The sequence below is a fragment of the Kribbella sp. NBC_00359 genome (assembly GCF_036097425.1).
Taxonomy (GTDB): Bacteria; Actinomycetota; Actinomycetes; order Propionibacteriales; family Kribbellaceae; genus Kribbella.
In genome coordinates, this window is sequence record NZ_CP107975.1 from 5,206,785 (window position 1) to 5,228,115 (window position 21,331).

A 21,331-nucleotide genomic window follows, 5' to 3' on the forward strand; every position below is an offset into this window, starting at 1 on the left:
GGCGTGCTTGGGTCAGGTGCGGCGAGTGCCGGGTGGAGTGAGGGGCCGGGGAGCCACGGGTCGGGTGGGCAGCGCCGGGCCCGCTTGGCTAGGTGGGGCCGAGTGTCGGGTGGGGTGAGGGTTGGGGCGGAGTGCCAGGGGTGGGGCGAGGGAAGGCGCGGGCCGGGTCGGTAGCGCCGGGCGTGCTTGAGTTAGGTGGGGCGAGGGCCGGGACGGGTGGGGTTGAGGCGGTGGGGCTGGGGGCGTGGGTTAGGGCCAGGGGGTGTCTACTTCGGTGGGGGATTCGTAGTTGGTGGTGGGGACGTCGAAGCCGTAGAGGCGGCGGACTTCGGCGAGGAACCAGGCTGTGTCGGCGACCTGGGTGATGTTGTCCTGGGTGGCGGACTCCCAGCGGTCGCGGACGGCGGACTGGACGTCGTCGGTCAGCTCCCAGCGGTCGAGCCTGATCCGGCCCTCGTCGTCGAGGTCCAGTGGGGTCGCGCCGGTGAGCTGGTCCCAGAGCGCGATCGACTGCTGGATCGGGGACTGCAGGTCGTCGCCGAGGACGTTGTGCAGGAGGCTGACGTAGAGCCCGATGCCGGGGATCGCGGAGGATGCCTGGGTGACGGCGGCGCCGTTGACCGAGGTCATCGCCTGGACGCCGTCCTTGCTCAAGGTGAGGGCGGTCTGTTCGAGGTCGGCCTTCGCGGCGCCGATCGAGCCCTGGCGGTAGATCGGGCCGGTCAGGTCGGAGCCGATGTAGGTGAGAGCGACCGTGTTGAAGCCCGGCTTGAGCAGACCTCGCTCGGACAGGGCCTCGACCCAGCGACCCCAGTCCTCGCCGCCCATCACCTTCACGGTCTGCGCAATCTCGTCGTCTGTCGCGACCTCGATGCCGACCTCTTGGAGGACCGGTTGGCCGTCGTCGAAGGCGAGGCTCTTGGTGGTGTGCGCGGCCCCGATCGCCTTGATCGCCGACTGGTACGTCTCCCCGTTCCGCGGATCCACCCGGCGAGGTGCGGCCACGCTGTAGATCAAGTGGTCGATCCCCCCGAACCGCTCGGCGATCAGATCGAGCACCTCGGCCTTCGTGGTATCCGCGAAGGCATCCGCGTTCACGAAGGCAAACGAGCTCCCGAGCTCGGCAGCGAGCGCCGCGGTCTCGGCCGTCCGATACCAACCGGCGGTCGCAGTACGACGGGCGGTAGGCGCCTTCTCGAAGGACACTCCGACCCCATCGATCCCGTAGCGCGCGAGCCCGGCGATCGTCGTCGCCAACCCGTAGCCGGAACTGGAGCCGATCACGAGTGCCGTGCGGCGTTCCGGCGTACGGCGATCGACTTGGGCGGCCAGGTCGCGGACCAGTTGGGCACATCCGGCTGGATGTGAGTCCAGGAACAGGAATCCACGGCCTACGGGCTTGATCACGCGCTCACTCATGCCGAAGACCCTAACCCGCCGGATCGGCTCCGCAGGGCGGAGTGCGGGGAGAATGCGCCGAAAAGGCGAGTTCAGTTCCAGTACAGTTCCGCGTCGTCCGGCTCGACCGTGACGTCCGCGCCGAGGCGGCGGAGGTTGCCGGCGAAGTCGGTGTAGCCGCGGTGGACGTGATGCGCCGCGGACACCAACGTCTCGCCCTCGGCCGCGAGGCCGGCGAGCACCAGCGCAGCGCCGGCCCGGATGTCACTGGCCACCACCGGAGCGCCGGACAGCCGCGGTACGCCGCGAACCACCGCATGGTGACCGTCGGTCTGGATATGCGCGCCCAACCGGGTCAGTTCCTGCGCGAACGTGAAGCGGCCCTCGAACAAGTTCTCGGTCACCATCGCCGCGCCGTCACTCAGCGCGTTCAGCGCGATCACGAAAGCCTGCAGGTCGGTCGCGAAGCCCGGGTAGGGGAGCGTCACCACGTCGACCGGCTTCGGCCGGTCGTGCATCCGCACCCGGAAACCGGACTCGAGCACGGTGATCTCCGCGCCGGCCTTGTGCAGCTTGTCCAACGGCAGCTCGAGGTGCTCGGCGCGGCCGTTCGTGATCGTCACGTCGCCCTTGGTGATCGCGGCCGCGAACGCCCAGCTCCCGGACACGATCCGGTCCGCGACCACGGTGTGCTCGACCGGCTTGAGCAGACCGGTCACTCCGGTGACCTCGATCCGCGGCGACCCGGCGCCGTCGATCTGGGCGCCCATCTCGATCAGCATCGCGGCGATGTCCTGGATCTCCGGCTCCCGCGCCGCGTTCTCGATGATCGTCGTACCGCCGGCCAGCACCGCGGCCATCATGATCGTCTCGGTGGCGCCGACGCTCGGGAAGTCCAGCCAGACCTCGGCGCCGTGCAGCCCCTGCGGTGCCTCGGCGATCACGAAACCGTGCTCGATGTGCACCTTCGCGCCCATCGCCTCCAGACCGGCGACGTGCATGTTCAGTCCGCGGGAGCCGATGTTGTCGCCTCCTGGCAGCGCGACCTCCGCGCGGCCGCAGCGGGCCAGCAGCGGTCCGAGCACCGAGATCGACGCCCGCAGCTTGCGCACCAGTTCGTAGTCGCACTGGTGACCGATCTCGTGCGGTACGGCGATCGTCGCGATCTGCTCGTCCGCGTCGACCTTCGCCGAGCATCCGAGGGTGTCCAGCAACTGGGCCATGAAGGTCACGTCGAGGATGCCCGGCACCTGCCGCAGCGTCGTCGTACCCTCCGCCAGCAGTGCCGCAGCCATCAGCTTGAGCACGCTGTTCTTCGCCCCGGCGACCTGCACCGCCCCAACGAGGCGTGCCTCACCCGCGATCCGAAACCGTTCCACCGCACGACTGTAGCGAACCGTTGTCCCGGCACTTGCGTAGAGTCCTCGCATGGCTGTGAACTTGACGCGGATCTACACCCGCACCGGTGACGCTGGCGAGACCCGCCTGGGCGACAACTCCACCACCTCGAAGACGGATCCGCGGCTGGCGGCGTACGGCGAGGTGGACGAGGCGAACTCGGCGATCGGTGTCGCGATCGCGGCCGGACATCTGAACAGCACCCTGGTGGTGTTGCTGACCCGGATCCAGAACGATCTCTTCGACGTCGGCGCCGACCTGTGCAACCCGATCGCGCCGGATCCGGAGTATCCGCCGCTGCGCATCACCCAGGAGTACATCGACCGGCTCGAGGGCTGGTGCGACGACTACAACAGCCGCCTGACCAAGCTCCGGTCGTTCATCCTGCCCGGTGGCACCGAGGGGGCCGCTTACCTGAACGTCGCCCGCACAGTGGTCCGCCGGGCCGAGCGAGCCGGCTGGGTCGCCGTCGAGGCGCACGGCCCGTCGGTCAACCTGCTCGCCATCACGTACCTGAACCGCCTGTCCGACCTGCTCTTCATCCTCGGCCGCGTCGCCAACCTGTCCTCCGGCGGCGACGTCCTCTGGGTCCCGGGCGGCGAACGCACCACCCCGTGACGTCGCTCTAGCTCAGCTGCCAGCTCAACGGCATGGTCAACAAGCCGGTGGGTGGCAGACCGAGGGCCGTGTAGATGCTGCTGGTGACGCCGTCGAGAGTGAGCGGTTGTGTCGTGACAGCGAGGTCGTCGGTGGTTCGCGGAGCGCGAAGTTGCTCCAGCAGGTTGCGGTGCGGAACGCTCGCCAGCCCGATCTCGTCGCGGTCCAGACCGGCGCGGTTGCAGGCCAGTGTGAGCGCGTGCTGGAAGCCGCCGAGCTCGTCGACGAGCTTGCGGGCGTGCGCGTCGGCACCGGTCCAGACCCGACCGCGGGCGAGCGCTTCCAGCTGCTCCTCGGGCAGACCGCGGTCCTGCGCCGCCTTGGCGACGAAGTCCTTGTAGATGCGGTCGAGGGTCTCCTCGAGCCGCGCCCACTGCTCGTCGGTGAATTCCTCCTGCGCCGAGTACATCCGCGCGTTCGTACCCTCCGACACGGCCTCCTGCGAGATCCCGATCCGCGCCAGTGCGTCCCGTACGACGCCCTTACCGGTCAGCACACCAATGGAGCCGGTGATCGTGCCCGGCTGCGCGACGATCACGTCCGCCGGCATGGCGACGAAGTACCCACCTGATGCCGCCACACTGCCCATCGACGCGATCACGGGCCGACCCGTCGACCTCAGCCGCAGCACCTCGTTCCGGATCGCGTCCGACGCGACATACGAGCCACCCGGGCTGTCCACTCGCAGTACGACGGCCTTGACCTTGTCGTTCTCGGCCACAGCTCGCAGTGCGGCGCCGACCGTGTCAGAGCCGGACCCAGGACCACCGAGTGGGCTGCTGGAGTTGCGACCGACGGTGATCCCGCCAGACACGCGTACGACGGCCACCAGCGGCTTGTGCGGCCAGGGAAGTGTCTTGCGCACGTCCTGCAGAGTGCGCGGACCACGCCGGATGTAGCGCTCGGCCAGCAGGCGACTGTCGTAGTCGAGCTGCTTCTGCAGTTCGTCGTACACGTTGGAGCGGTAGCCGAGCATGTCTACCAGTCCGGCATCCAGTCCGGCCTGTGCGTGGAGCGGTGCGCTGTTCACGAGCTCCCGCACGCGTGCAGTGTCCAGACGCCGCCGTACGGCGATCCCCTCGACGATCTGTTCGTACGCCGACTCCGCGAGCCGCGATGCCATCTCGCGGGCCGGTGCGGTCATCTCCTTCTCGGTGAACGTGTCGGCGGCGGTCTTGTACTCACGCCGCTTGCCGAGCTGAGGGATCACCCCGGCCTTGTCCAGCGCACCGCGGATGAAGACGGCCTGCACCGACACACCCGTGATGCCGATGTCCCCGGACGGCTGGACCCAGATCTCGTCGAACGCCGTGGCCAGGTAGTACGCAACGGTGCCGCTGCCGCCCTCACCGAACGACTCTGTCCATGCGACCGCGGGCTTGCCCGACGTACGGAAATCGGCGACCGCCTCGCGCAGATCCTGCACCTGGGCGAGCGAGAGCCGCTGTCCGCCCAGATGGGCGACCACGCCGGCCACCGCATCGTCGCGGGCGCCCTTCCGCAGGGCCGCCACCAGCTCCCGCAGTGTCGGCAGGTGCCGCGCACGGAACGCGGCCACCGGCGAAGCGGGCGGCGTCTCGAGTACACCGCGGGTCAGATCCAGCTCCAGCAGAATCGCCATACTCCGACCCTAAACCCGCGCAAAAGCCCTGCCCCCGTCCGGCAGGGCCGAGCGGGGGCAGGGGAGTGCGACTAGTGGATCATCCGCCGACGCGCTGCGGACCGTAGGCTCCGGTCAGCAGGAAGTGGACCTTCGCACCGAAGGAGGCCTGGAAGCTGCCGTAGCTCTTGATTGCCGTCGTCGGGCCGGTGGCGCGGCCGACGGCGAAGATCGTGCCCAGGTTGGTGTCGTGGTCGAACGCCGCCAGCAGCGTGCTGGTCGCGCCGCAGCGCTGGGCCACAAGCGACTCGTACGAGCCGAACCCGCTGGCCCGGACCAACGTCACGATCGGCTTCATCGGCGCGGTCACCGGCACCCGCACCGTGTACAGGGCACCGCCCCGGGTGGTGACGAGCAGGGTGTCGTACGTCGCGGTCTCGGCGATCAGTGTCATCGCCTTGACCGAACTGAAGCCCGGCGCCGAGCCGTAGGACCGCGCCGCGGTCGACACCGTGTAGCGGTAGAGCGAGCCATTGGCGTGCAGGCCGTACAGGAAGTAGTGCTGCTTCGCGCCGTAGACGTAGTTGGAGTCGGTGATCTGGTTGAAGCCACTCCAGCCGGAGCCCAGCTTGGTCGCCCGGACGGTCGGCGTGGTGGCCGTGCCCGTGTAACTGGACACCGCGGCGTACAGGTTCCCGCCTTGCAGGACCATGCCGTAGAACGCGTCGTTGCTCCCGCTGGATTCCAGGTACCAGGTGGAGCTGGCCCGGACGCCAAACAGCTTGTATTGGTCAAGAGCAGCCACCGTCGGCGGCTTGGTGGCAGTGATGTCGTAGCCGCCGGCGGTACCGGTGGCGTTGACGGCGCCGACCGACACGCCACAGGCCGCGGTGGCGGCCTGCGCGGCGGTGGTCGGCAGCTTGGCCGCGGCCTTGCCGGCGGACCGGAACGACTCCGGCTTCGGCTTGGTCGCGCCCGCGGTCACGGGGACCGCCGCTGCCGCGACCAGGCTGAGCCCGGCCATCGTCAGCGCAACACGTCGCATCGTCATCTAGAGACTTACCTTTCGAGTACTCGATGCCCGCTCGGGCATGCGCCCGTACATCGTTTTCGCGATACTCGGCGTTACAGCAACCATTTGACGAGCCCGATGGCGGAGGGCTAGCTGATTCTTGCCGATGGTGGGGTGGGCTTCTCGTCGGTCCAGCCGGACTCGAGGATGACAGTGGAGCTGTACTTGGGGGCGCCGATCGACGAGCTCAGCAGACGCCCGGTGCCTGGGTCGATGATGTAGGACGCGCCGCTGCCGAACAGGACCGTCTTGTCGCCGCTCGCCTTCGACAGGTCCGCGGTGAGCGTGATCTCCGTGCCGACCCGGCCGATGGGGTCTTTGACGCCGGCCTGGATGTGGGTGCCGGGCAAAGCCGCGAGTACGCGCAGTGCGGCGCCACGCAGCTTGGGTGGTGAGGGCAGCTCGAACAGCAGGCGACCGGCCGCGGCGAAGACGGGGTACTCCCGCTCGGCCGCAGTGTCAGCCGGGCCTGCGCTCCGGGCGAGCATCGCCTCGAGCGCGACCGGGTCGGTCGGGAGCGCTGCGATCTGCTGGGCACTCAAGGGCTTGTCGCCGGTCAGGTAGTAGCCGGGCGGGACGTCGCGGAACGACATCTTCTTCACGACCGGCGTCTCGTCCTCGGTGGTGATCGGGTCCACCTCGTACGGCAGCTGCCAGGACGTCGGTGATCCCTGGGCACGCCACTTGGCCGCGTCGGCCGCGGTCGCCGGACGGTAGGCGAGATTCACCCAGCCGAACCACGACTGGACCCCCGGCTTCATCGGCATCCAGCTCTCGCTGATGGATCGCCGTTCGAGCGTGTACTTCGGACTCCCGACCCGCGTGTTCGCACTCAGATGCAGACTCCGGACCCGGAAGTACTTCCCCGAGACCTTCTCATCCACCTCCTGCCGCACCGCCGCGGCAATCAGAACCTGAGCCGCTGTCATCAGCCGCGGCGCAGTCGGCGTCACCGTCGCACCGGGCACGGCTTCGCCGCCATCCCCACCGCCGCCGACCAGCATCGCCCCACCAAGGCCCGCCACGGCCACCACTGCGGTCACTGCAGTAACTGCAGTCCCCACCCACCCCGCACGTGCCGCCCCAGGCCGCCTATGACGGGTCCTCTCCTCGCGAACCAGCGCTTCCACCTGGCGTCGCGCAGCCGCGGCTGCTTCTGGAGTGGGCGCTTCCGCATCCGGGAAGGCGCGGCGGAGTTGTTCGAACTCGTTCATGACGGGTCCTCGAGGGTGGCGCGGAGGGTGCGGCGGGCTCGGGAGAGGCGGGAGCAGACCGTGCCGTACGCGATCCCGAGCGCCGCGGCGACCTCGTCGTACGTGAGATCGCCGAGGGCGACCAGGAGCAGCACCTCGCGATCCTTGGCGGAGAGCTTGGCCAGGGCGGCGGCGAGTTCGCGGCTCGCGCCCTGCGCCGTGACCTGGGCAGCGATCCGGTCCTCGGGAGCGCCCACCGGCACCGGCAGCGGCAGCTTCGCGATCGCCCGCCAGGCACGCACCTCGTCGCGGCGATGCCGGCGGATCAGGTTCGTCGCGATCCCGTAGAGCCAGGCCCGCACGACTCCGTTGCGCCGGTCGAACCGCTCCCGCTGCCGGAACGCGATCAGGAATGTCTCCGCCGCCAGGTCGTCGGCGATATCGGTCCCCAGCCGGCGAGCGACGTACGCATGCACCTGTCCGAAGTACCGATCGAAGATCACCGTGAACCGGTCCGGCTCCCGCACCGACGCCTCCAGTACGCGGCCGTCCTCGTCCATCGCGGTGTCCGGTACGGCGGCACCCGGCCAGCGACCGGGGAACGCAACGGCCGGCAAGGCCACGTCGGGCGTCATCGAACTCCTCAGGTCTGGTGCGCTGCCGCTCGGCTCACCTTGTTCTTGTCCGATGTCCCCAGACCCCTTCTCGCTACCCCGAACTGGCGGGATATGGACGCGCGAGAGCGCTCCCCGGAGGACACAGAAGAGTCAGGGAGCGTCGAGCAGGCCGCGGGCGGCGGCCTCGTCCTGCGGCCAGACGTAGATGGTCCAGCCGTCCTTGGTGCGCGCCGCGGTCGCCTTGATGCCGAAGTCCTTCAACGTCGACACCGTCACGCGGGCCTCGTTGTAGGTGCGCACGGTCCGCACGTCGGTCAGCAGCCCGAACGCGTCCCGCTCGGCAGGGCGGTCGTCGACCCGGCGAACCAGCGACCCGCCCTTCGCCTTCGAGAAAGCCCAGCGGCAGAGCAGTACCATCAGTCCGGCCAGGGCGATGGCCAACACCGGAAAGACGAAGTACTGGTCGGCGAACACGGACACCATTGTCTCGCGAAAAGAAAGATCGTGAGGTCTTGGCAACCTTCCCTGTCGCCAGGGAGTCTTTACCAACACAAACGCTGCCACGCGGCCGATGACTCGGGGGCCGCCGGAAGAGCGGAGGGCACGGACATGCTCGCACCGACCCACGACCCGACAACTCTGCGCACGACCACCTCACCCTCGACGACGCCGGTCACGCCGGCCATGGAAAACGTGGTGCATCTGACCGGCATTCTGGACGTCCGCTCGGTGGGCGACGTCCGGCAAACCCTGAACACACTGATCGACACCTCCGACGGCGACGTCATCGTCGACCTGGAGACGGTCGACGCGGTCGACGCGACCGGCCTCGGCCTGCTCGTCGCGACCCATCGCCGGACCCAGCTCCTCGGCCGCCAGCTCGTGCTCTGGCACCCGATGCCCTCGGTCGTCCGCATCCTCGCGGTCACCCGCCTCCACCGCATCCTGCACGTCGAACGCAACCCCCTACCGATCAGCGCCTGAGTGTGACGTAAGCCCTGGTGACACCCGTCACGAGGTGGGGACTCACAAGGGAACACAGTCCTACTCTCGGGTACATGGCGACCGAGAAGGATCGACCGTGGGTGATGCGGACGTACGCGGGCCACTCGTCCGCGGCGGAGTCGAACGCGTTGTTCCGGCGGAACCTGGCCAAGGGCCAGACCGGGCTGTCGGTCGCGTTCGATCTCCCGACCCAGACCGGGTACGACGCGGACCACCCGCTCGCCAAGGGTGAGGTCGGGAAGGTCGGCGTACCGGTCGCGCACCTCGGCGACGTCCGCGCGCTGTTCGACCGGATCCCGCTCGCGCAGATGAACACGTCGATGACGATCAACGCGACCGCGATGTGGTTGCTCGCGCTCTACCAGGTCGCCGCCCAGGAGCAGGGCGCGCTTCCGGACGAGCTGACCGGCACGACGCAGAACGACATCGTCAAGGAGTACCTGTCCCGCGGCACCTATGCGTTTCCGCCGGACGCGTCGCTGCGGCTGACCACCGATGTGATCGCTTACACGGTCGCTCAGATGCCGAGGTGGAACCCGATCAACATCTGCAGTTACCACCTGCAGGAGGCCGGTGCGACGCCTGTGCAGGAGCTCGCCTTCGCGATCTCGACGGCGATCGCCGTACTGGACCGGGTCCGCGACGCGGGTCAGGTGCCGCCGGAGCGGTTCGGTGATGTGGTCCAGCGCATCTCGTTCTTCGTGAACGCCGGAGTGCGGTTCATCGAGGAGACCTGCAAGATGCGGGCGTTCGTCCGGCTCTGGGACGACCTGACGCTGAACCGGTACGGCGTGACCGACGCGAAGGCGAGGCGGTTGCGGTACGGCGTACAGGTGAACTCACTCGGGTTGACCGAGGCGCAGCCGGAGAACAACGTCCAGCGGATCGTGCTCGAGATGCTCGGCGTCACGCTCTCCAAGAACGCCCGGGCCCGCGCTGTCCAGCTGCCGGCCTGGAACGAGGCCCTCGGTCTGCCACGTCCGTGGGATCAGCAATGGTCGCTACGGATGCAGCAGGTACTCGCGTACGAGTCGGACCTCCTCGAGTACGACGACATCTTCGACGGATCGCACGTGATCGAGGCGAAGGTGGACGAGTTGGTCGCCGGTGCGCGCGAGGAGATCGACCGCGTGCAGGCGATGGGCGGTGCGGTCGCGGCCGTGGAGAGCGGCTACTTGAAGCAGGCGCTGGTCGCTTCGCATGCCGAGCGGCGGCAGCGGATCGAGTCGGGGGAGCAGGTCGTTGTCGGCGTCAACAAGTTCGAGAACACCGAGCCGTCGCCGCTGACCGCGGACCTCGACACCGCGATCCAGACCGTCGACCCGGCGGCCGAGTCCGCAGCGTTGGAGTCTTTGCGGAAGTGGCGGGCAGAGCGTGATGGTGCGGCCGTCGAGACCGCGCTGACCAAACTGCGCGAGGTCGCCAAGACGACCGACAACCTGATGCCCGTCACCCTGGAGTGCGCCCGCGCGGGCGTGACCACGGGGGAGTGGGCCGGGGTGCTGCGGGAGATGTACGGCGAGTACCGCGCGCCGACCGGGGTGTCCGGATCGGTCGGTGTCTCCGGCGGTGGTGCGGCGATCGCCGCCGTACGCGAGAAGGTCGCCGCGACGTCCGCGGAACTCGGCGGCCGGTTGCGCTTCCTGGTCGGCAAGCCCGGCCTCGACGGTCACTCCAACGGCGCCGAGCAGGTCGCCGTCCGGGCCCGTGACGTCGGCTTCGAGGTGATCTACCAGGGCATCCGCCTCACCCCCGAGCAGATCGTCGCCGCCGCGGTCGCCGAGGACGTCCACTGCGTCGGCCTCTCGATCCTCTCCGGCTCCCACATGGAACTGGTCCCGCAGGTAGTAGCCGGCCTCCACAAGGCCGGCCTGGAAGATGTCCCCGTCGTCGTCGGCGGCATCGTCCCCGACGCCGACGCCCGCGCCCTCCTGACCGCCGGCGTAGCCGCCGTCTACACCCCCAAGGACTACGACCTCACCGGCATGATGTCCAACGTCGTAGACGTAATCCGCCAAGCCAACAACCTCGTGTAACCCACGCGTGCTACAGCAGCCGCTCCTCCCCTCAACTCGATGTGGGTGCCTGGAAGCCGTTGAGGAGGGCGTTGACGCCGAGGCGCCAGCGGCGGTTGATGGACTGCTTCGACGTGCCCAGCCGGTGCGCGTTCTCGGCTGCGGCCAGGCCCTCGACGAAGGTGAAGAAGACCAGGGCGATGTCGGTCGGATCACCGCTGAGGAGCTCCGCATCCACCGCGTCGCGGACATGCTGCACGAAGATCCTGCGGACCTTCACGCCGGCCTTGGTCTCGTCGTGGGTGGGATCGAAGTCAGCGAAGGGCCGGGAGAACATGACCTCGGCGAGCACCGGATGCGCCTGGATGAAGCCGCGGAAGGCATCGGCAAGACCTCGCAGGGCGTCGAGTGGGTCCGCCGCCGGGGGGAGTGCGGAGAGTTCGTCTGCCAGCACCCGGAAGCCCTCGAAGAAGACCGCCCGGACGAGTCCCGCCTTGTCGCCGAAGACCTCGTAGATCGCCGGGACGGAAGCATTCGCGCGGCGGGCGACCGTCCGCGTGGTCAGGCCCGCCACGCCCGCTTCGTCGAGCACTGCCAGCGCGCTCGCCAGCCCGCGCTCGTGGAGCGCTTCGGTGCGTTGTTTCAGCCGGGGCACGACCCGACCGTAGCACGCGCCGGCCCATCCGAACCAACGTTATGGAACGACGATACAGAACGAGGTATAAAGGAGCTGTGACCGACACCGTCCTCCAGTTGCTGCGTGACCGTCAGGAACAGCGAAGTACGCCCGGACGCCGCAGCGACGACGCCCGCCTGGTGCTGCTCGTCGAGGGCGGGAGCTCTCGCGGTGCGTACTCGAGCGGGATGACGATCGCCATCGAGCAGCTGGGACTGCTGCCGAGCTTCGATGCCGTCTACGGAAGCTCCGCCGGAGCGCTGAACGCGGCCTGGCTGTTGTGCGGGCGGGCTGAAAGCAGCATGCACGCCTGGTGGGATCCCATGATCATGGGGACGACCATCAATCCGAGACGTGTCCTGCGGCGCGGCCGGCCGGTGGTGGACACCCGCTACCTCGTGCACACCGTCTACACCGAGATCATGCCGATGGGATTCCAGGAGATTCTCGACAACCCCGTCGAGCTCCACCCGATCGCCACGGACGCTCTGACCGGAAAGGCCGCCGACCTGCAGGGGCACATCCACGACCAGGCCAGTCTCCAGGCCGCGCTGCGGGCTTCGGCGGCGATGCCGTTGCTCGCCGGCGAACCGGTCGAGATCGACGGACGAGCGTACGTCGACGCCGGGCTCAGCGAAGGGACGCCGGTACGCACGGCCCTCGACCAGCAGGCCACGCACATCGTGGCGTTCCGTACTCGGCGCGTGGACGAGATCCAGTCGGCTCCGTCCCGGGCGGAACGGATGCTGATGTCGCGATGGTTCGCCCGGCACGCGCCGGGCGCGCTGGATCCGTGGTTGCGTCGCGTGCAGATCCGGGCGGAGGAGGAGCGGCTCCTGGCGTCCCACCCTGCGACGCTGCAGATCCGCCCGCCGTTGGGGAGCGTGCGCATCGGCCGCACCGAGCGGCGGCCAGGTCCGCTCCAGACAGCTGTCGACACCGGCCGGCAGGCGGCGCTCGACGTCCTGGCTGCCGTCGCGGACGCGCCCTTCCGTGATTCAGAGGCAGGCTGGCATGCGTGACTTCACGGTGCCGGCGGAGGCCGGACTGCGCGACGCAGGGCTTGGTGCGGGCACGACGATCGCACTGCCCAGCGGCCGGATCGCCTACGCCGAGCGTGGGGCCGGGCCTCCGGTCGTGTTCGTCCATGGCCTGCTGGTCAATGCCAACCTGTGGCGGAACGTCGTGCCGACGGTCGCTGACGCCGGGTTCCGGTGCATCGCGCCGGACTGGCCGCTCGGCGCACATCAGGTGCCGATGCCGGCCGAGGCCGACCTGACGCCGTACGGCGTTGCCGACCTGATCGCGGAGTTCCTGGACGAGCTTGACCTGACCGATGTCACGGTGGTCGCCAACGACACCGGCGGGGCGCTCACGCAGATCCTGATGGCCAATCACCCGCAACGGCTCGGCCGCGTCGTACTCACTCCCTGCGACGCATTCGAGGCCTTCTTTCCCGAGCCCTACACGCCGCTGCCCAAGTTGGTTCGCCTGCCCGGGGCCTCGTGGCTGGCGAGTCGGCTGCTCCGCTTGCCGGTGGTGCGGCGGCGGCCGTGGGCGTTCGGTTGGCTGGCCAAGCACGGTATTCCCGGCGAGATCCTCGACTCCTACCTGTCGCCGATCCACGACAGCAGGGAGATCCGGCGAGACGCCAGGCGCTTCATCGCCGGCGTGGACAAGAAGTACACCTTGGGTGCCGCGGAGTCGTTGACCGGGTTCCGCAAGCCGGTGCTCCTGGTCCGCGCGGCGGACGACCGGATCTTCCCCGCTCAGCTCTTCGAACGGCTGTCGGCGATCCTTCCCGACGCTCGGCTGATCACGGTCGCCGATTGCTGGTCCTTTGTGCCGGAGGACCAGCCCGGCGAGCTGGCCCGGCTGATCGTGGACTTCGCGACGGATCGTCGAGCTGACGTGGTAGAAGAGGAGCATGGCTGCTAATGACGCTCAGTTGACGCGGACGCTCTCCAACGGCACCGAGATCCCCTTGGTGGGCCTCGGGGTGTGGCAGGTGCAGGACGGCCCGGAGTGTGAGCGGGCGGTCGAGTGGGCGCTCGAAGAGGGCTACCGGCTGATCGACACGGCGCAGGCGTACGGGAACGAGTCGAGTGTCGGGCGGGCGATCCGGAACAGCGGCGTACCCCGGGAGGAAATCTTCCTCACGACGAAGTTCTACCCAGGTGGCCGGGACCCGCACGCCGAGGCGGAGAAGAGCCTGGAGCGGCTCGGGACCGACTACCTCGACCTCTACCTGATCCACTGGCCGCAGGGTGGGCCGACGTGGGCCTGGCCCGGGATGGAGCAGGCCAGCGAGGCCGGTCTGACGAAGGGCATCGGGATCTCGAACTTCAGCGCCGGGGAGATCCAGGAGCTGCTCAAGGTGAGCCAGATCCAGCCGGCGGTCAACCAGATCCAGTTCAGCCCGTTCGAGTACCGCGCGGGCCTGGTCGAGGCGTGTGAGGAAGCCGGCATCGTCGCCCAGGCGTACAGCCCGCTGGGCACCGGCCGGCACCTCGGGGATCCGGTCGTCGACCGCATCGCGTCCGCAGCCGGACGTACGCCGGCGCAGGTCCTGATCAGATGGGCCATGCAGAAAGGCCTGTCGGTCATCCCCAAGTCGACCCACCGGGAACGCATCCAGGAGAACTTCGGCGTCTTCGACTTCGAGCTCGACGACGACTCCATCGCCGCACTGGACGCCCTCGACACCACTCGTCAAACCTCCGAGGCGCTGTCCCGTGACGGCAAGTGGTGGTCCTGACCGCCGTAGCGGAGGAGCTGAGGGGTCCATGCAGCTAAGGCGAACATCAGGAGGACCAGCAGGGTCGCACTGACGAAGGCGGTCGCGCTGATGCCGAAGTGTTGCGCGAAGGCGCCGAGAATCAGGGACGTGACGGGCATGACGCCGATGGCCAGCTCCTGGACTCCCAAGGCCCGGCCGTGCAGACGTACGTCGGTGGTCATCAGCAGCAGCGTGGTCTGCAGGACACCGAACGCGGCGCTCAGCACTCCGATCGCCGTCATCAGTACGAACGACGCCGCCGTACTCCGGGACACGGCGAACAGGGCCCACGTCGTGCCCCAGGCCGCGGTGCCGAAGACGAACAGGCCACCCTTGAAGCGGAAGTCGCCGAGCCAAGCGATCACCAGCGAGCCGATCAGGCCGCCGAGACCACTGCAGGTCAGCAGCCAGCCGAGGCCCGCGGCATCCAGGCCGAGCGACTCTTGGGCGAAGACAGGGATGAAGGACTGCGCGATCGGCCAGACCAGGGTGTTCGCGGCCAGCGTTACCAGCAGAACCGTTGCGGCCATGCGGTTCCGACAGATCGCGCGCAGCCCGCTGACGACCATCCGGACCGAGGAGCCGGTGTGCTCGTGAACCACCTGGCCGAGTCCGCGTAAGGGCAGCAGGAGGACGAGCGAAACGGCGTACCAGATCGTCGAGACCCAGAGCGCGGCCGGCGCGCCCAGAGCGTTGATCAGGAGACCGCCGGCTGCGGGGCCGATGACCTGCGTCATGTTGAGCGCCATCGAGTTGAGCGCGTTCGCGTTGCTGAGGTTCTGACGCCCGACCAGGTCGAGCACCAGCGAGGCCCGAGCCGGTTGCGACGGTGACTGTGCGAGCCCGAGCGCGAGGCCGCCGACCAGCAGTACGCCGTACGACGCTCTGCCGAGCGACGCGAGCGTGGCCACGACACTGACGGCCGCCAGCGCCCATGAGCACGCGATGACCAGCAACCGGACCCGGTTGTGCCGGTCGGCGAACGCCCCGGCGAACGGGCCGAGTAGCAACGGCGCCAACCGCACCGCGCCGAACACGGCGAGCAGGAAGTCGGAGTGCGTGGTCTCCCAGGCCAGCCAGCCCAGGACGAGTGTCTGCGTCCACACGCCGCCGAAGAAGAACAGGTTGGAGAACCAGAGCAGCCGGAACTGGCGGTTCTCGCGCAACGAGCCGAGTGTCCGCCCGACCACCGCGGTACGACGGGTATTCACATCTGGAGTTCGCCGTTGTGGACGACGATCCGTCCGCCGGCGACGACCAGTTCCCGGCGAGGTGCACGGACGTGCACATCCGGCACGTTCTCGGCGTCGATCAGGACGATGTCCGCGCGTGCTCCCGGGACGAGGTCATGGTTCTCGCGGTGGACGAACGGTGCGCCGGCGGTCGTCGCGAGCTCGACCGCATACGTGAGGTCCTCGTCGGTGCGCAGCCCGTGCAGCCGGGCGAAACCGCGGGCGACCTGCAGCAGGTCGCCGTCGCCGTACGGCGACCACAGGTCGCGGATGCCGTCGGTGCCGAGGCCGATCGCGACGCCCGCCGTCCGCATCTCGCGCCAGGGGAGGGGCGCCGAACCGACCGGTGCCACCGTCGTCCACGAGATCCCGGCCGCGCCGAGCTCGTCGACGAGCTCGGCCTGGCGCACCGCGGACAGCTCGCCGAGGGCGAACCCGTGGGACACGTTCACCTTCCCCGCGAGACCGGCCTGCCGGGTGCGCTCGATGATCAGCTCGTACTGGAATCCGCCGAGCTGACCGCCGTCGTGCAGATGGATGTCGATCCCGACACCTCGTCGTACGGCGAGGTCGAACAGCGCATCCAGCTGACCGACCGGGTCGCGGTCGATCGACGCCGGGTCGAGGCCGCCGATACTCGTGGCGCCGGCTGCCGCGGCTTGGTCCAGCAGATCGAGTACGCCGGGACGCCGGAGTACGCCGTCCTGGGGAAACGCGACGATCTCCACCTCGACCGCGCCGTCGAGTGCGGCCACGGCCTCGCGGACAGTGGCGATACCGCGCAACCCGACCCCGAGGTCGACGTCGATGTGCGTGCGGGTGGCCGTCGTACCGTGCCTCAGGAACTCACGCAGCACCGCGGTGGCACCGGCGACACTCGGGATTCCGTACTTGTCCCGTTCCGCGCGCTCGTGAGCGATCCGGCCTTGGGTGGTCGGCTGACCGCCGTACGAGACCCATGGCTGCCCCCACCAGCTCTTGTCGACGTGCGCGTGGGCGTTGACGAACCCCGGAAGCGCCAGCAGTCCGCGCCCGTCGACACGCTCCGCCTGGTCGGCCGCCGTACCGGCCGGGGTGATGTCCGTGATCATGCCGTCGGCAATCACCAGGTCAACCAGGTCGCCACCCCAAGGACGGACGTCAGCGAGCCGCAGGAAGGTCATGGTCGCAATGGTATACCAAATGGAGATTAGCTCCGGCCGGCCCGCAGCAGGGCCTGGGAGTGGGCGAGGTGCTCGATTGCGAGCCGCTCGGCCTCGGCAACATCGCGGTTCGCGATCGCGGCGTACAACTGCTGGTGCTGGCTCGCGACCGCCGGCAGGTCGTCGTGCTGTGACATCAGCCAGCGCATTCGGCTGCGCAGCGGGCGTTCGATCTCGACCAAGAGTTCGTTGGACGCCAGTTCCGTCACGATCTCGTGGAAGTCGGCGGCCTTCCGCCGGGCCAGGACGGAGTCATTTACCTGGGCGGCGGCGAGTTGCTCGTCCAAGGTCCGCCGCAGCCGGTCGAGTCCCTCGCGGGTACGGCGTTCGGCCGCGAGCCGGAACGTCAGCGGCTCGAACGCGGCGCGAACCTCGTTCAGATCGGCGATATCGGAGTCGGTGAACTCGCGAACGACGGCCCAGGACCGGGGTCGCAACGTCACCAGCCCTTCGGCGACCAGGGCCTTGAGTGCGTCCCGGACCGGCACCCGGCTGACGTCCAGCGCCCCGGCCACCTCGCGCTCGACGAGCCGTTCCCCCGGCAGGCGCACCCCGTCGAGGATCTCGCCCCGCAGTCGCCGCGTCACCCGCTCCGTCTCGGACTCTCGGCTCTCACTCATCGGCTCTCCTGATTGGTATACCACCGTCCAGGATGCCTCAAGAGTCCACGATCCCCGGCCTGCCTCGCCGAGAATGTGCCTGGCCTAACCCGCCGACTTCTCCTTGATGAGGTCTTCGACGGCCTTCGGGATGGTGGTTTCGAAGTCGAGGAGTTTGGCCCAGGTGGGGGTGACCGTGATCACGCCCATCTCGGCGTAGAGGCTTTTCACGCCGGCCTCCCACTCGGGGTACTGCTCGTCGGTCATCACCTTGTGGCCGGCGAGCAGGTAGCCCTCCGGGACGCCCTGGACCAGCTCGACCTCGGCGGTGCCGCGGATCAGCAGCGCCTTCGGCGGGAACGCGCCGGTGTCGATGGTGAGGGCGACCTTCGGGTTCTTCCGCACCGCCGCGACCTTGGCCGACTTGGGCACCGTCGCCATCAGGATCCGCTCGCCCTCGACCCAGAACCCGATCGGGATCACCCGCGGCTCGCCGTCGAGACCGTCGTACGCGAAGCGGGCCGGCTCGGGACCGTTGAGCAGCTGGTGGGCGTACGGCTTGGCCAGAATCGCGGCGATCTCGTCCTTGGTCATGCTGCTGATCCTTCCACTCGGAGGTGTTCTCATCAGGGGGACGGAGCCGCTTCCCGATCCTCGACATGGATAGGTTGACGAATCGTGGAGATCTTTCGCTGCGGTGCCGGGACGGTCCACGTCGGGGACGACGGAGCGGTCGAGCAGGTCGTTCATCCGGACGGCCGGCGGGTGCTCCTCGACGACGGACCGGTGCACGACAGCCTGCATGCCTGGGGCAAGGGTTTCGTCATCACCGACCGCGGCAGCCATCGCTTCGACAGCCCGGCGCTGGTCCGCTGGCGGCAGACCGGGATCGACCTGCTCTACCAGTTCGGCGAGCTGGAGTTGCGCGTCGGCCGACGGTTCGGGGACCAGTGGACCGAGACCTACGAGCTCCGCAACACCGCGGCCGACTCTGTCGAGATCGGTTCCCTCGCGACCAGTACGCCGTACCGCGACGTCTACACGTCGAGCCGGGAGAGCCTGTCGGGTGCTGTCCACGCACACGTCTGGACCGGTGGGGCCGACGCGTGGGTTTGGGCGGTCCCGATGGACGGCAGCGGTCCCGGACTCGGCCTGCAGCTGAAGGAGGGCGAGCTGTGGGCGTACTCGATCGAGTCGCGCGAGCCCGGGACCAGCAGCAACGTCCGCGGCCACATCTACCTCCACGTCACCGACCACGCCCGCGCGCCGCACGCGATGGGCGGTCAGCCGGCTGTGTCACTGGCTCCCGGCCAGTCCTACCGCTGGACGTGGCAGTTGGCCTGGTACGACGACCTGCCGACGTTCCACTCGGATCGTGAATCACTGATCAACGCCGACCAGTTGGCTGCCGAGGTGGGGGAGACGATCCAGCTCGCCGGCGCCGGCCCGAGCGACGTCAGCAGTGACAAGGCCGGAGTGATGTATGTCGACGCGACCGACGGCAAGCGGGCCGCGCGGATCGCCGTACTTTTTCATCAACCACTGCAGGAGATCGCGGAGCGGCGGGTGCGGTTCGTCCTCGACCGGCAGCGGCGTCCGGAGCTGGCCGACAGTCGCAGGTACGCCTTCGTGCCCTACGACAACGACAGCGGCCTCACTGTGCTGTCCGGCGCCTGGCGGGACTGGTCCGACGCGCGCGAACGGATCGGGATGGCGCTACTCCTGCAAGAGGTTCGCGCCCGTGGCTGGGGCGACCGGGCGGAGCTGGATGACGCGCTCGCCGGGTATGAGCAGTTCGTCCGCGAGCACCTCGTCGACGCGGACGGCACAGTCCACGACGACAGCATCCACAAGACCGCCGTGCGGCTCTACAACTTCCCGTGGTTCGCGCGGTTCTTGCTCGGCCAAGGCGATCGGGCCGGAGCGACCCGCATCCTCAACCGGTACTACGAGCTCGGGGGCGACCACTTCCTCGCCTTCGATCTCGGTCCACTGCTCAGCGAACTCGGTTTGCGTGACCATCTCGTCCGGCACGCGCGGACCTTCATCGAGTACGGCGATGAGCTGCCGCCTCACGAGGTCAACTACGAGCAGTCGATGGTCGCGCCGCTCCTCGAGCTCCTGGTGGCGGCGTACAGGACGGCGCCCGGCGAGATCGATGGCGCCGAGCTGAGCCGTCGCCTGCCCTGGCTGATCACGTTCGCTGCGGACCAGCCCGACGTACGCCTGCGACATGTGCCGATCCGGCACTGGGACGGGTACTGGTTCGGGCGGCTGCGGTTGTGGGGCGACGTCTTCCCGCACTACTGGTCCGTGCTGAGTGCAGCGGTGTACGCCGCTTGGCCGCGCGAACTCGTCGACACCGAGCAGGCAGCCTGGCTGGACGCGGCGGCCGACGCGATTCTTCGCGCGAACCTGGCCAATTTCGCGGCAAGCGGCTCGGCGACGTGTGCCTTCGTCTATCCGAGTTGTGTGAACGGACAGCCCGCCCACGTGGCCGATCCGCTCGCCAACGACCAGGACTGGGCTCTGGTGTACGCAATCAGGCACAGTGATGGGCCGTCCTGAGGACGGCCCATCACCTCACGCCAGCGTTGGAAGCAGCTCCCGCAGCGAATCCATCAGGTGCTTGTGCAGACTGGTGCCGTACGAGATGCGCGTGGCCCCAGCGCCCACCAACTCGGCGGCCGTCGGTCCGCCTGGCGCCGCATGGGCGTTGACCGGTCCGCCGACGCCCTCGACCACCGCGGCCAGTTGGTCCGTCGGCGCCATGATCGGGTACACGCAATCCGCACCGGCCCGGCGGTACTCGCGGCCCCGGCGCACCGCATCATCGACCGCGCCGGCCTTGTCGGCGCCGGGACGGACGAAGGTGTCGATGCGGGCGTTGATCACCAGGTCGGCTCCGGCTGCGGCGCGAACCTCGGCGAGGTAGTCGGCCTGCCGGGCCGGGTCGGTCAACCGACCGCCGACCGAGTCCTCGAGGTTGCAGCCGACGGCGCCCGTCTCGAGCAACCTGTCGACGAACTCCTTGGCCGGTAAGCCGTACCCGGCCTCCATGTCGGCGGTGACCGGTACGTCGACCGCGCGGACGATCCGAGCGACGGCGGTGAACATCTCGGCGGGCGGTGTCAGCTGTCCGTCGTCGTACCCGAGGACGCGGGCGACCGCCCCGCTGCTGGTGGCAACCGCGGGGTAGCCGGCCTCGGCGATGATCCGGGCGCTCACCGGATCCCAGGCGTTGGGCAGGATCAGGGGAGTTCCGCCGTGGTGGAGGGCGCGGAACAGTTCGGCTGTGGCTGTCATCGGGGCTCAGCTCGGCTTGTAGTGGCCGGGCTCCATCCTTCCGGTAACGCCCACCCGGGTCCACATGTTGATCGTGATGATCAAGGCGATCAACTGTGCAAGGTCCTTCTCGTCGAACGCCTGCGCAGCAACGTCGTACACCTCGTCCGGCACGTGGTCGACGCTGATCAGCGTGATCGCCTCCGTCAGCGCGAGCGCGGCCTGCTCCTGCTCGGAGTAGAACTTCCGCGCCTCACGCCAGACCGGCAGCAGGCTGATCCGCTGCTGGTCGTCGCCGACGTGGAGCAGATCCAGCGAGTGCATATCGGTGCAGTACGCACAGCCGTTGATCTGCGAGGCACGGATCCGCACCAGGTGAGCCAGCTTCGGATCCAGCCCCCGATCGGAGACCGCATCCAGTTCGATCATCGCCTTGTAGAAATCAGGAACCACGTTGGCGAGCTTCACCCGCCGCGTCATCGTTGAACTCATATCCCCACGCTATGACCACACCGGCCCAACCACCTGGTCCACTTCCCACCAAGATCCAGGGGCCAATGCGGCCAGCTAGCTGTGATGTCCAGGGAGGTTGTCCCGCTCGTT

21 protein-coding genes are annotated in these 21,331 nt (G+C 68.7%); 7 read left to right on the plus strand and 14 right to left on the minus strand.

Annotation, left to right across the window (positions count from 1 at the left end; all coding sequences use genetic code 11):
* Positions 1-249 precede the first annotated feature (249 nt).
* Together fabV and murA are read right to left on the minus strand one after the other, a co-directional pair.
* Entirely contained in the window at positions 250-1,419 is a 1,170-nt protein-coding gene (fabV, locus tag OG876_RS25530; protein WP_328519162.1) for an enoyl-[acyl-carrier-protein] reductase FabV, read from the minus strand.
* Positions 1,420-1,490: 71 nt separating this feature from the next.
* On the minus strand, positions 1,491-2,777 hold the full coding sequence (gene murA / locus OG876_RS25535) for a UDP-N-acetylglucosamine 1-carboxyvinyltransferase (protein WP_328519163.1): 1,287 nt from the start codon (positions 2,775-2,777) through the stop codon (positions 1,491-1,493).
* Between the two features lie 49 nt (positions 2,778-2,826).
* Here murA and OG876_RS25540 point away from each other — a divergent pair, with 49 nt between their 5' ends.
* Positions 2,827-3,414 (plus strand): cob(I)yrinic acid a,c-diamide adenosyltransferase, encoded by a 588-nt coding sequence (locus tag OG876_RS25540; protein WP_328519164.1) that lies wholly within the window; start codon positions 2,827-2,829, stop codon positions 3,412-3,414.
* A gap of 7 nt (positions 3,415-3,421) precedes the next feature.
* Here the strand turns inward: OG876_RS25540 and sppA are convergent, their stop codons facing one another.
* The 5 genes from sppA to OG876_RS25565 form a co-directional block, all read right to left on the minus strand.
* Positions 3,422-5,074, minus strand: a complete 1,653-nt coding sequence (sppA, locus tag OG876_RS25545; RefSeq protein WP_328519165.1) for a signal peptide peptidase SppA — start codon at positions 5,072-5,074, stop codon at positions 3,422-3,424.
* A 79-nt stretch (positions 5,075-5,153) separates the two neighbouring features.
* Positions 5,154-6,104, minus strand: coding sequence for a hypothetical protein (locus OG876_RS25550; RefSeq protein WP_328519166.1), 951 nt, complete (start codon positions 6,102-6,104; stop codon positions 5,154-5,156).
* A gap of 110 nt (positions 6,105-6,214) precedes the next feature.
* Positions 6,215-7,339 (minus strand): CU044_5270 family protein, encoded by a 1,125-nt coding sequence (locus tag OG876_RS25555; protein WP_328519167.1) that lies wholly within the window; start codon positions 7,337-7,339, stop codon positions 6,215-6,217.
* The gene (locus OG876_RS25560; RefSeq protein WP_328519168.1) at positions 7,336-7,953 is read right to left on the minus strand and encodes an RNA polymerase sigma factor; all 618 of its coding nucleotides are present in this window, start codon (positions 7,951-7,953) and stop codon (positions 7,336-7,338) included. Before OG876_RS25560 ends, OG876_RS25555 begins: the two co-directional genes overlap by 4 nt.
* Before the next feature lie 132 nt (positions 7,954-8,085).
* Positions 8,086-8,418 carry a hypothetical protein gene (locus tag OG876_RS25565; RefSeq protein WP_328519169.1) on the minus strand — a complete coding sequence of 111 codons (333 nt, stop codon included), beginning with the start codon at positions 8,416-8,418 and terminating at the stop codon, positions 8,086-8,088.
* Positions 8,419-8,544: 126 nt separating this feature from the next.
* On the opposite strand from OG876_RS25565, the gene OG876_RS25570 reads away from it, so the two are divergent.
* Entirely contained in the window at positions 8,545-8,919 is a 375-nt protein-coding gene (locus OG876_RS25570; RefSeq protein WP_328519170.1) for an STAS domain-containing protein, read from the plus strand.
* 74 nt (positions 8,920-8,993) lie between these two features.
* Complete coding sequence (locus tag OG876_RS25575; RefSeq protein WP_328519171.1) at positions 8,994-10,976, plus strand: protein meaA; 1,983 nt, start codon at positions 8,994-8,996, stop codon at positions 10,974-10,976.
* A gap of 31 nt (positions 10,977-11,007) precedes the next feature.
* Here the strand turns inward: OG876_RS25575 and OG876_RS25580 are convergent, their stop codons facing one another.
* The gene (locus OG876_RS25580) at positions 11,008-11,610 is read right to left on the minus strand and encodes a TetR/AcrR family transcriptional regulator (RefSeq protein WP_328519172.1); all 603 of its coding nucleotides are present in this window, start codon (positions 11,608-11,610) and stop codon (positions 11,008-11,010) included.
* Positions 11,611-11,687: 77 nt separating this feature from the next.
* Here OG876_RS25580 and OG876_RS25585 point away from each other — a divergent pair, with 77 nt between their 5' ends.
* The 3 genes from OG876_RS25585 to OG876_RS25595 are packed head-to-tail and all read left to right on the plus strand — an operon-like array spanning position 11,688 to position 14,389.
* A complete protein-coding gene (locus tag OG876_RS25585) occupies positions 11,688-12,653 on the plus strand; it encodes a patatin-like phospholipase family protein (RefSeq protein WP_328519173.1) in 966 nt (321 codons plus the stop codon).
* A complete protein-coding gene (locus tag OG876_RS25590; protein WP_328519174.1) occupies positions 12,646-13,569 on the plus strand; it encodes an alpha/beta fold hydrolase in 924 nt (307 codons plus the stop codon). Before OG876_RS25585 ends, OG876_RS25590 begins: the two co-directional genes overlap by 8 nt.
* Positions 13,559-14,389 (plus strand): aldo/keto reductase, encoded by an 831-nt coding sequence (locus OG876_RS25595; RefSeq protein WP_328519175.1) that lies wholly within the window; start codon positions 13,559-13,561, stop codon positions 14,387-14,389. Before OG876_RS25590 ends, OG876_RS25595 begins: the two co-directional genes overlap by 11 nt.
* Here the strand turns inward: OG876_RS25595 and OG876_RS25600 are convergent.
* The 4 genes from OG876_RS25600 to OG876_RS25615 form a co-directional block, all read right to left on the minus strand.
* Positions 14,344-15,621, minus strand: a complete 1,278-nt coding sequence (locus tag OG876_RS25600) for an MFS transporter (protein ID WP_328519176.1) — start codon at positions 15,619-15,621, stop codon at positions 14,344-14,346. The two genes, OG876_RS25595 and OG876_RS25600, sit on opposite strands and share 46 nt — an antisense overlap.
* Positions 15,618-16,805: an amidohydrolase gene (locus OG876_RS25605; RefSeq protein ID WP_328519177.1), complete on the minus strand. Its 1,188-nt coding sequence runs from the start codon at positions 16,803-16,805 to the stop codon at positions 15,618-15,620. Before OG876_RS25605 ends, OG876_RS25600 begins: the two co-directional genes overlap by 4 nt.
* A 26-nt stretch (positions 16,806-16,831) precedes the next feature.
* Complete coding sequence (locus tag OG876_RS25610) at positions 16,832-17,464, minus strand: GntR family transcriptional regulator (protein ID WP_328519178.1); 633 nt, start codon at positions 17,462-17,464, stop codon at positions 16,832-16,834.
* 84 nt (positions 17,465-17,548) lie between these two features.
* Positions 17,549-18,037, minus strand: coding sequence for a pyridoxamine 5'-phosphate oxidase family protein (locus OG876_RS25615; RefSeq protein ID WP_328519179.1), 489 nt, complete (start codon positions 18,035-18,037; stop codon positions 17,549-17,551).
* 84 nt (positions 18,038-18,121) lie between these two features.
* Between OG876_RS25615 and OG876_RS25620 the strand changes: the two genes are divergently transcribed.
* A complete protein-coding gene (locus tag OG876_RS25620; protein ID WP_328519180.1) occupies positions 18,122-20,011 on the plus strand; it encodes a hypothetical protein in 1,890 nt (629 codons plus the stop codon).
* A 15-nt stretch (positions 20,012-20,026) separates the two neighbouring features.
* Here OG876_RS25620 and OG876_RS25625 read toward each other — a convergent pair whose 3' ends face one another.
* Positions 20,027-20,749 carry an isocitrate lyase/PEP mutase family protein gene (locus OG876_RS25625; RefSeq protein ID WP_328519181.1) on the minus strand — a complete coding sequence of 241 codons (723 nt, stop codon included), beginning with the start codon at positions 20,747-20,749 and terminating at the stop codon, positions 20,027-20,029.
* 6 nt (positions 20,750-20,755) lie between these two features.
* Positions 20,756-21,220: a carboxymuconolactone decarboxylase family protein gene (locus tag OG876_RS25630; RefSeq protein WP_328519182.1), complete on the minus strand. Its 465-nt coding sequence runs from the start codon at positions 21,218-21,220 to the stop codon at positions 20,756-20,758.
* Between the last annotated feature and the right edge of the window lie 111 nt (positions 21,221-21,331).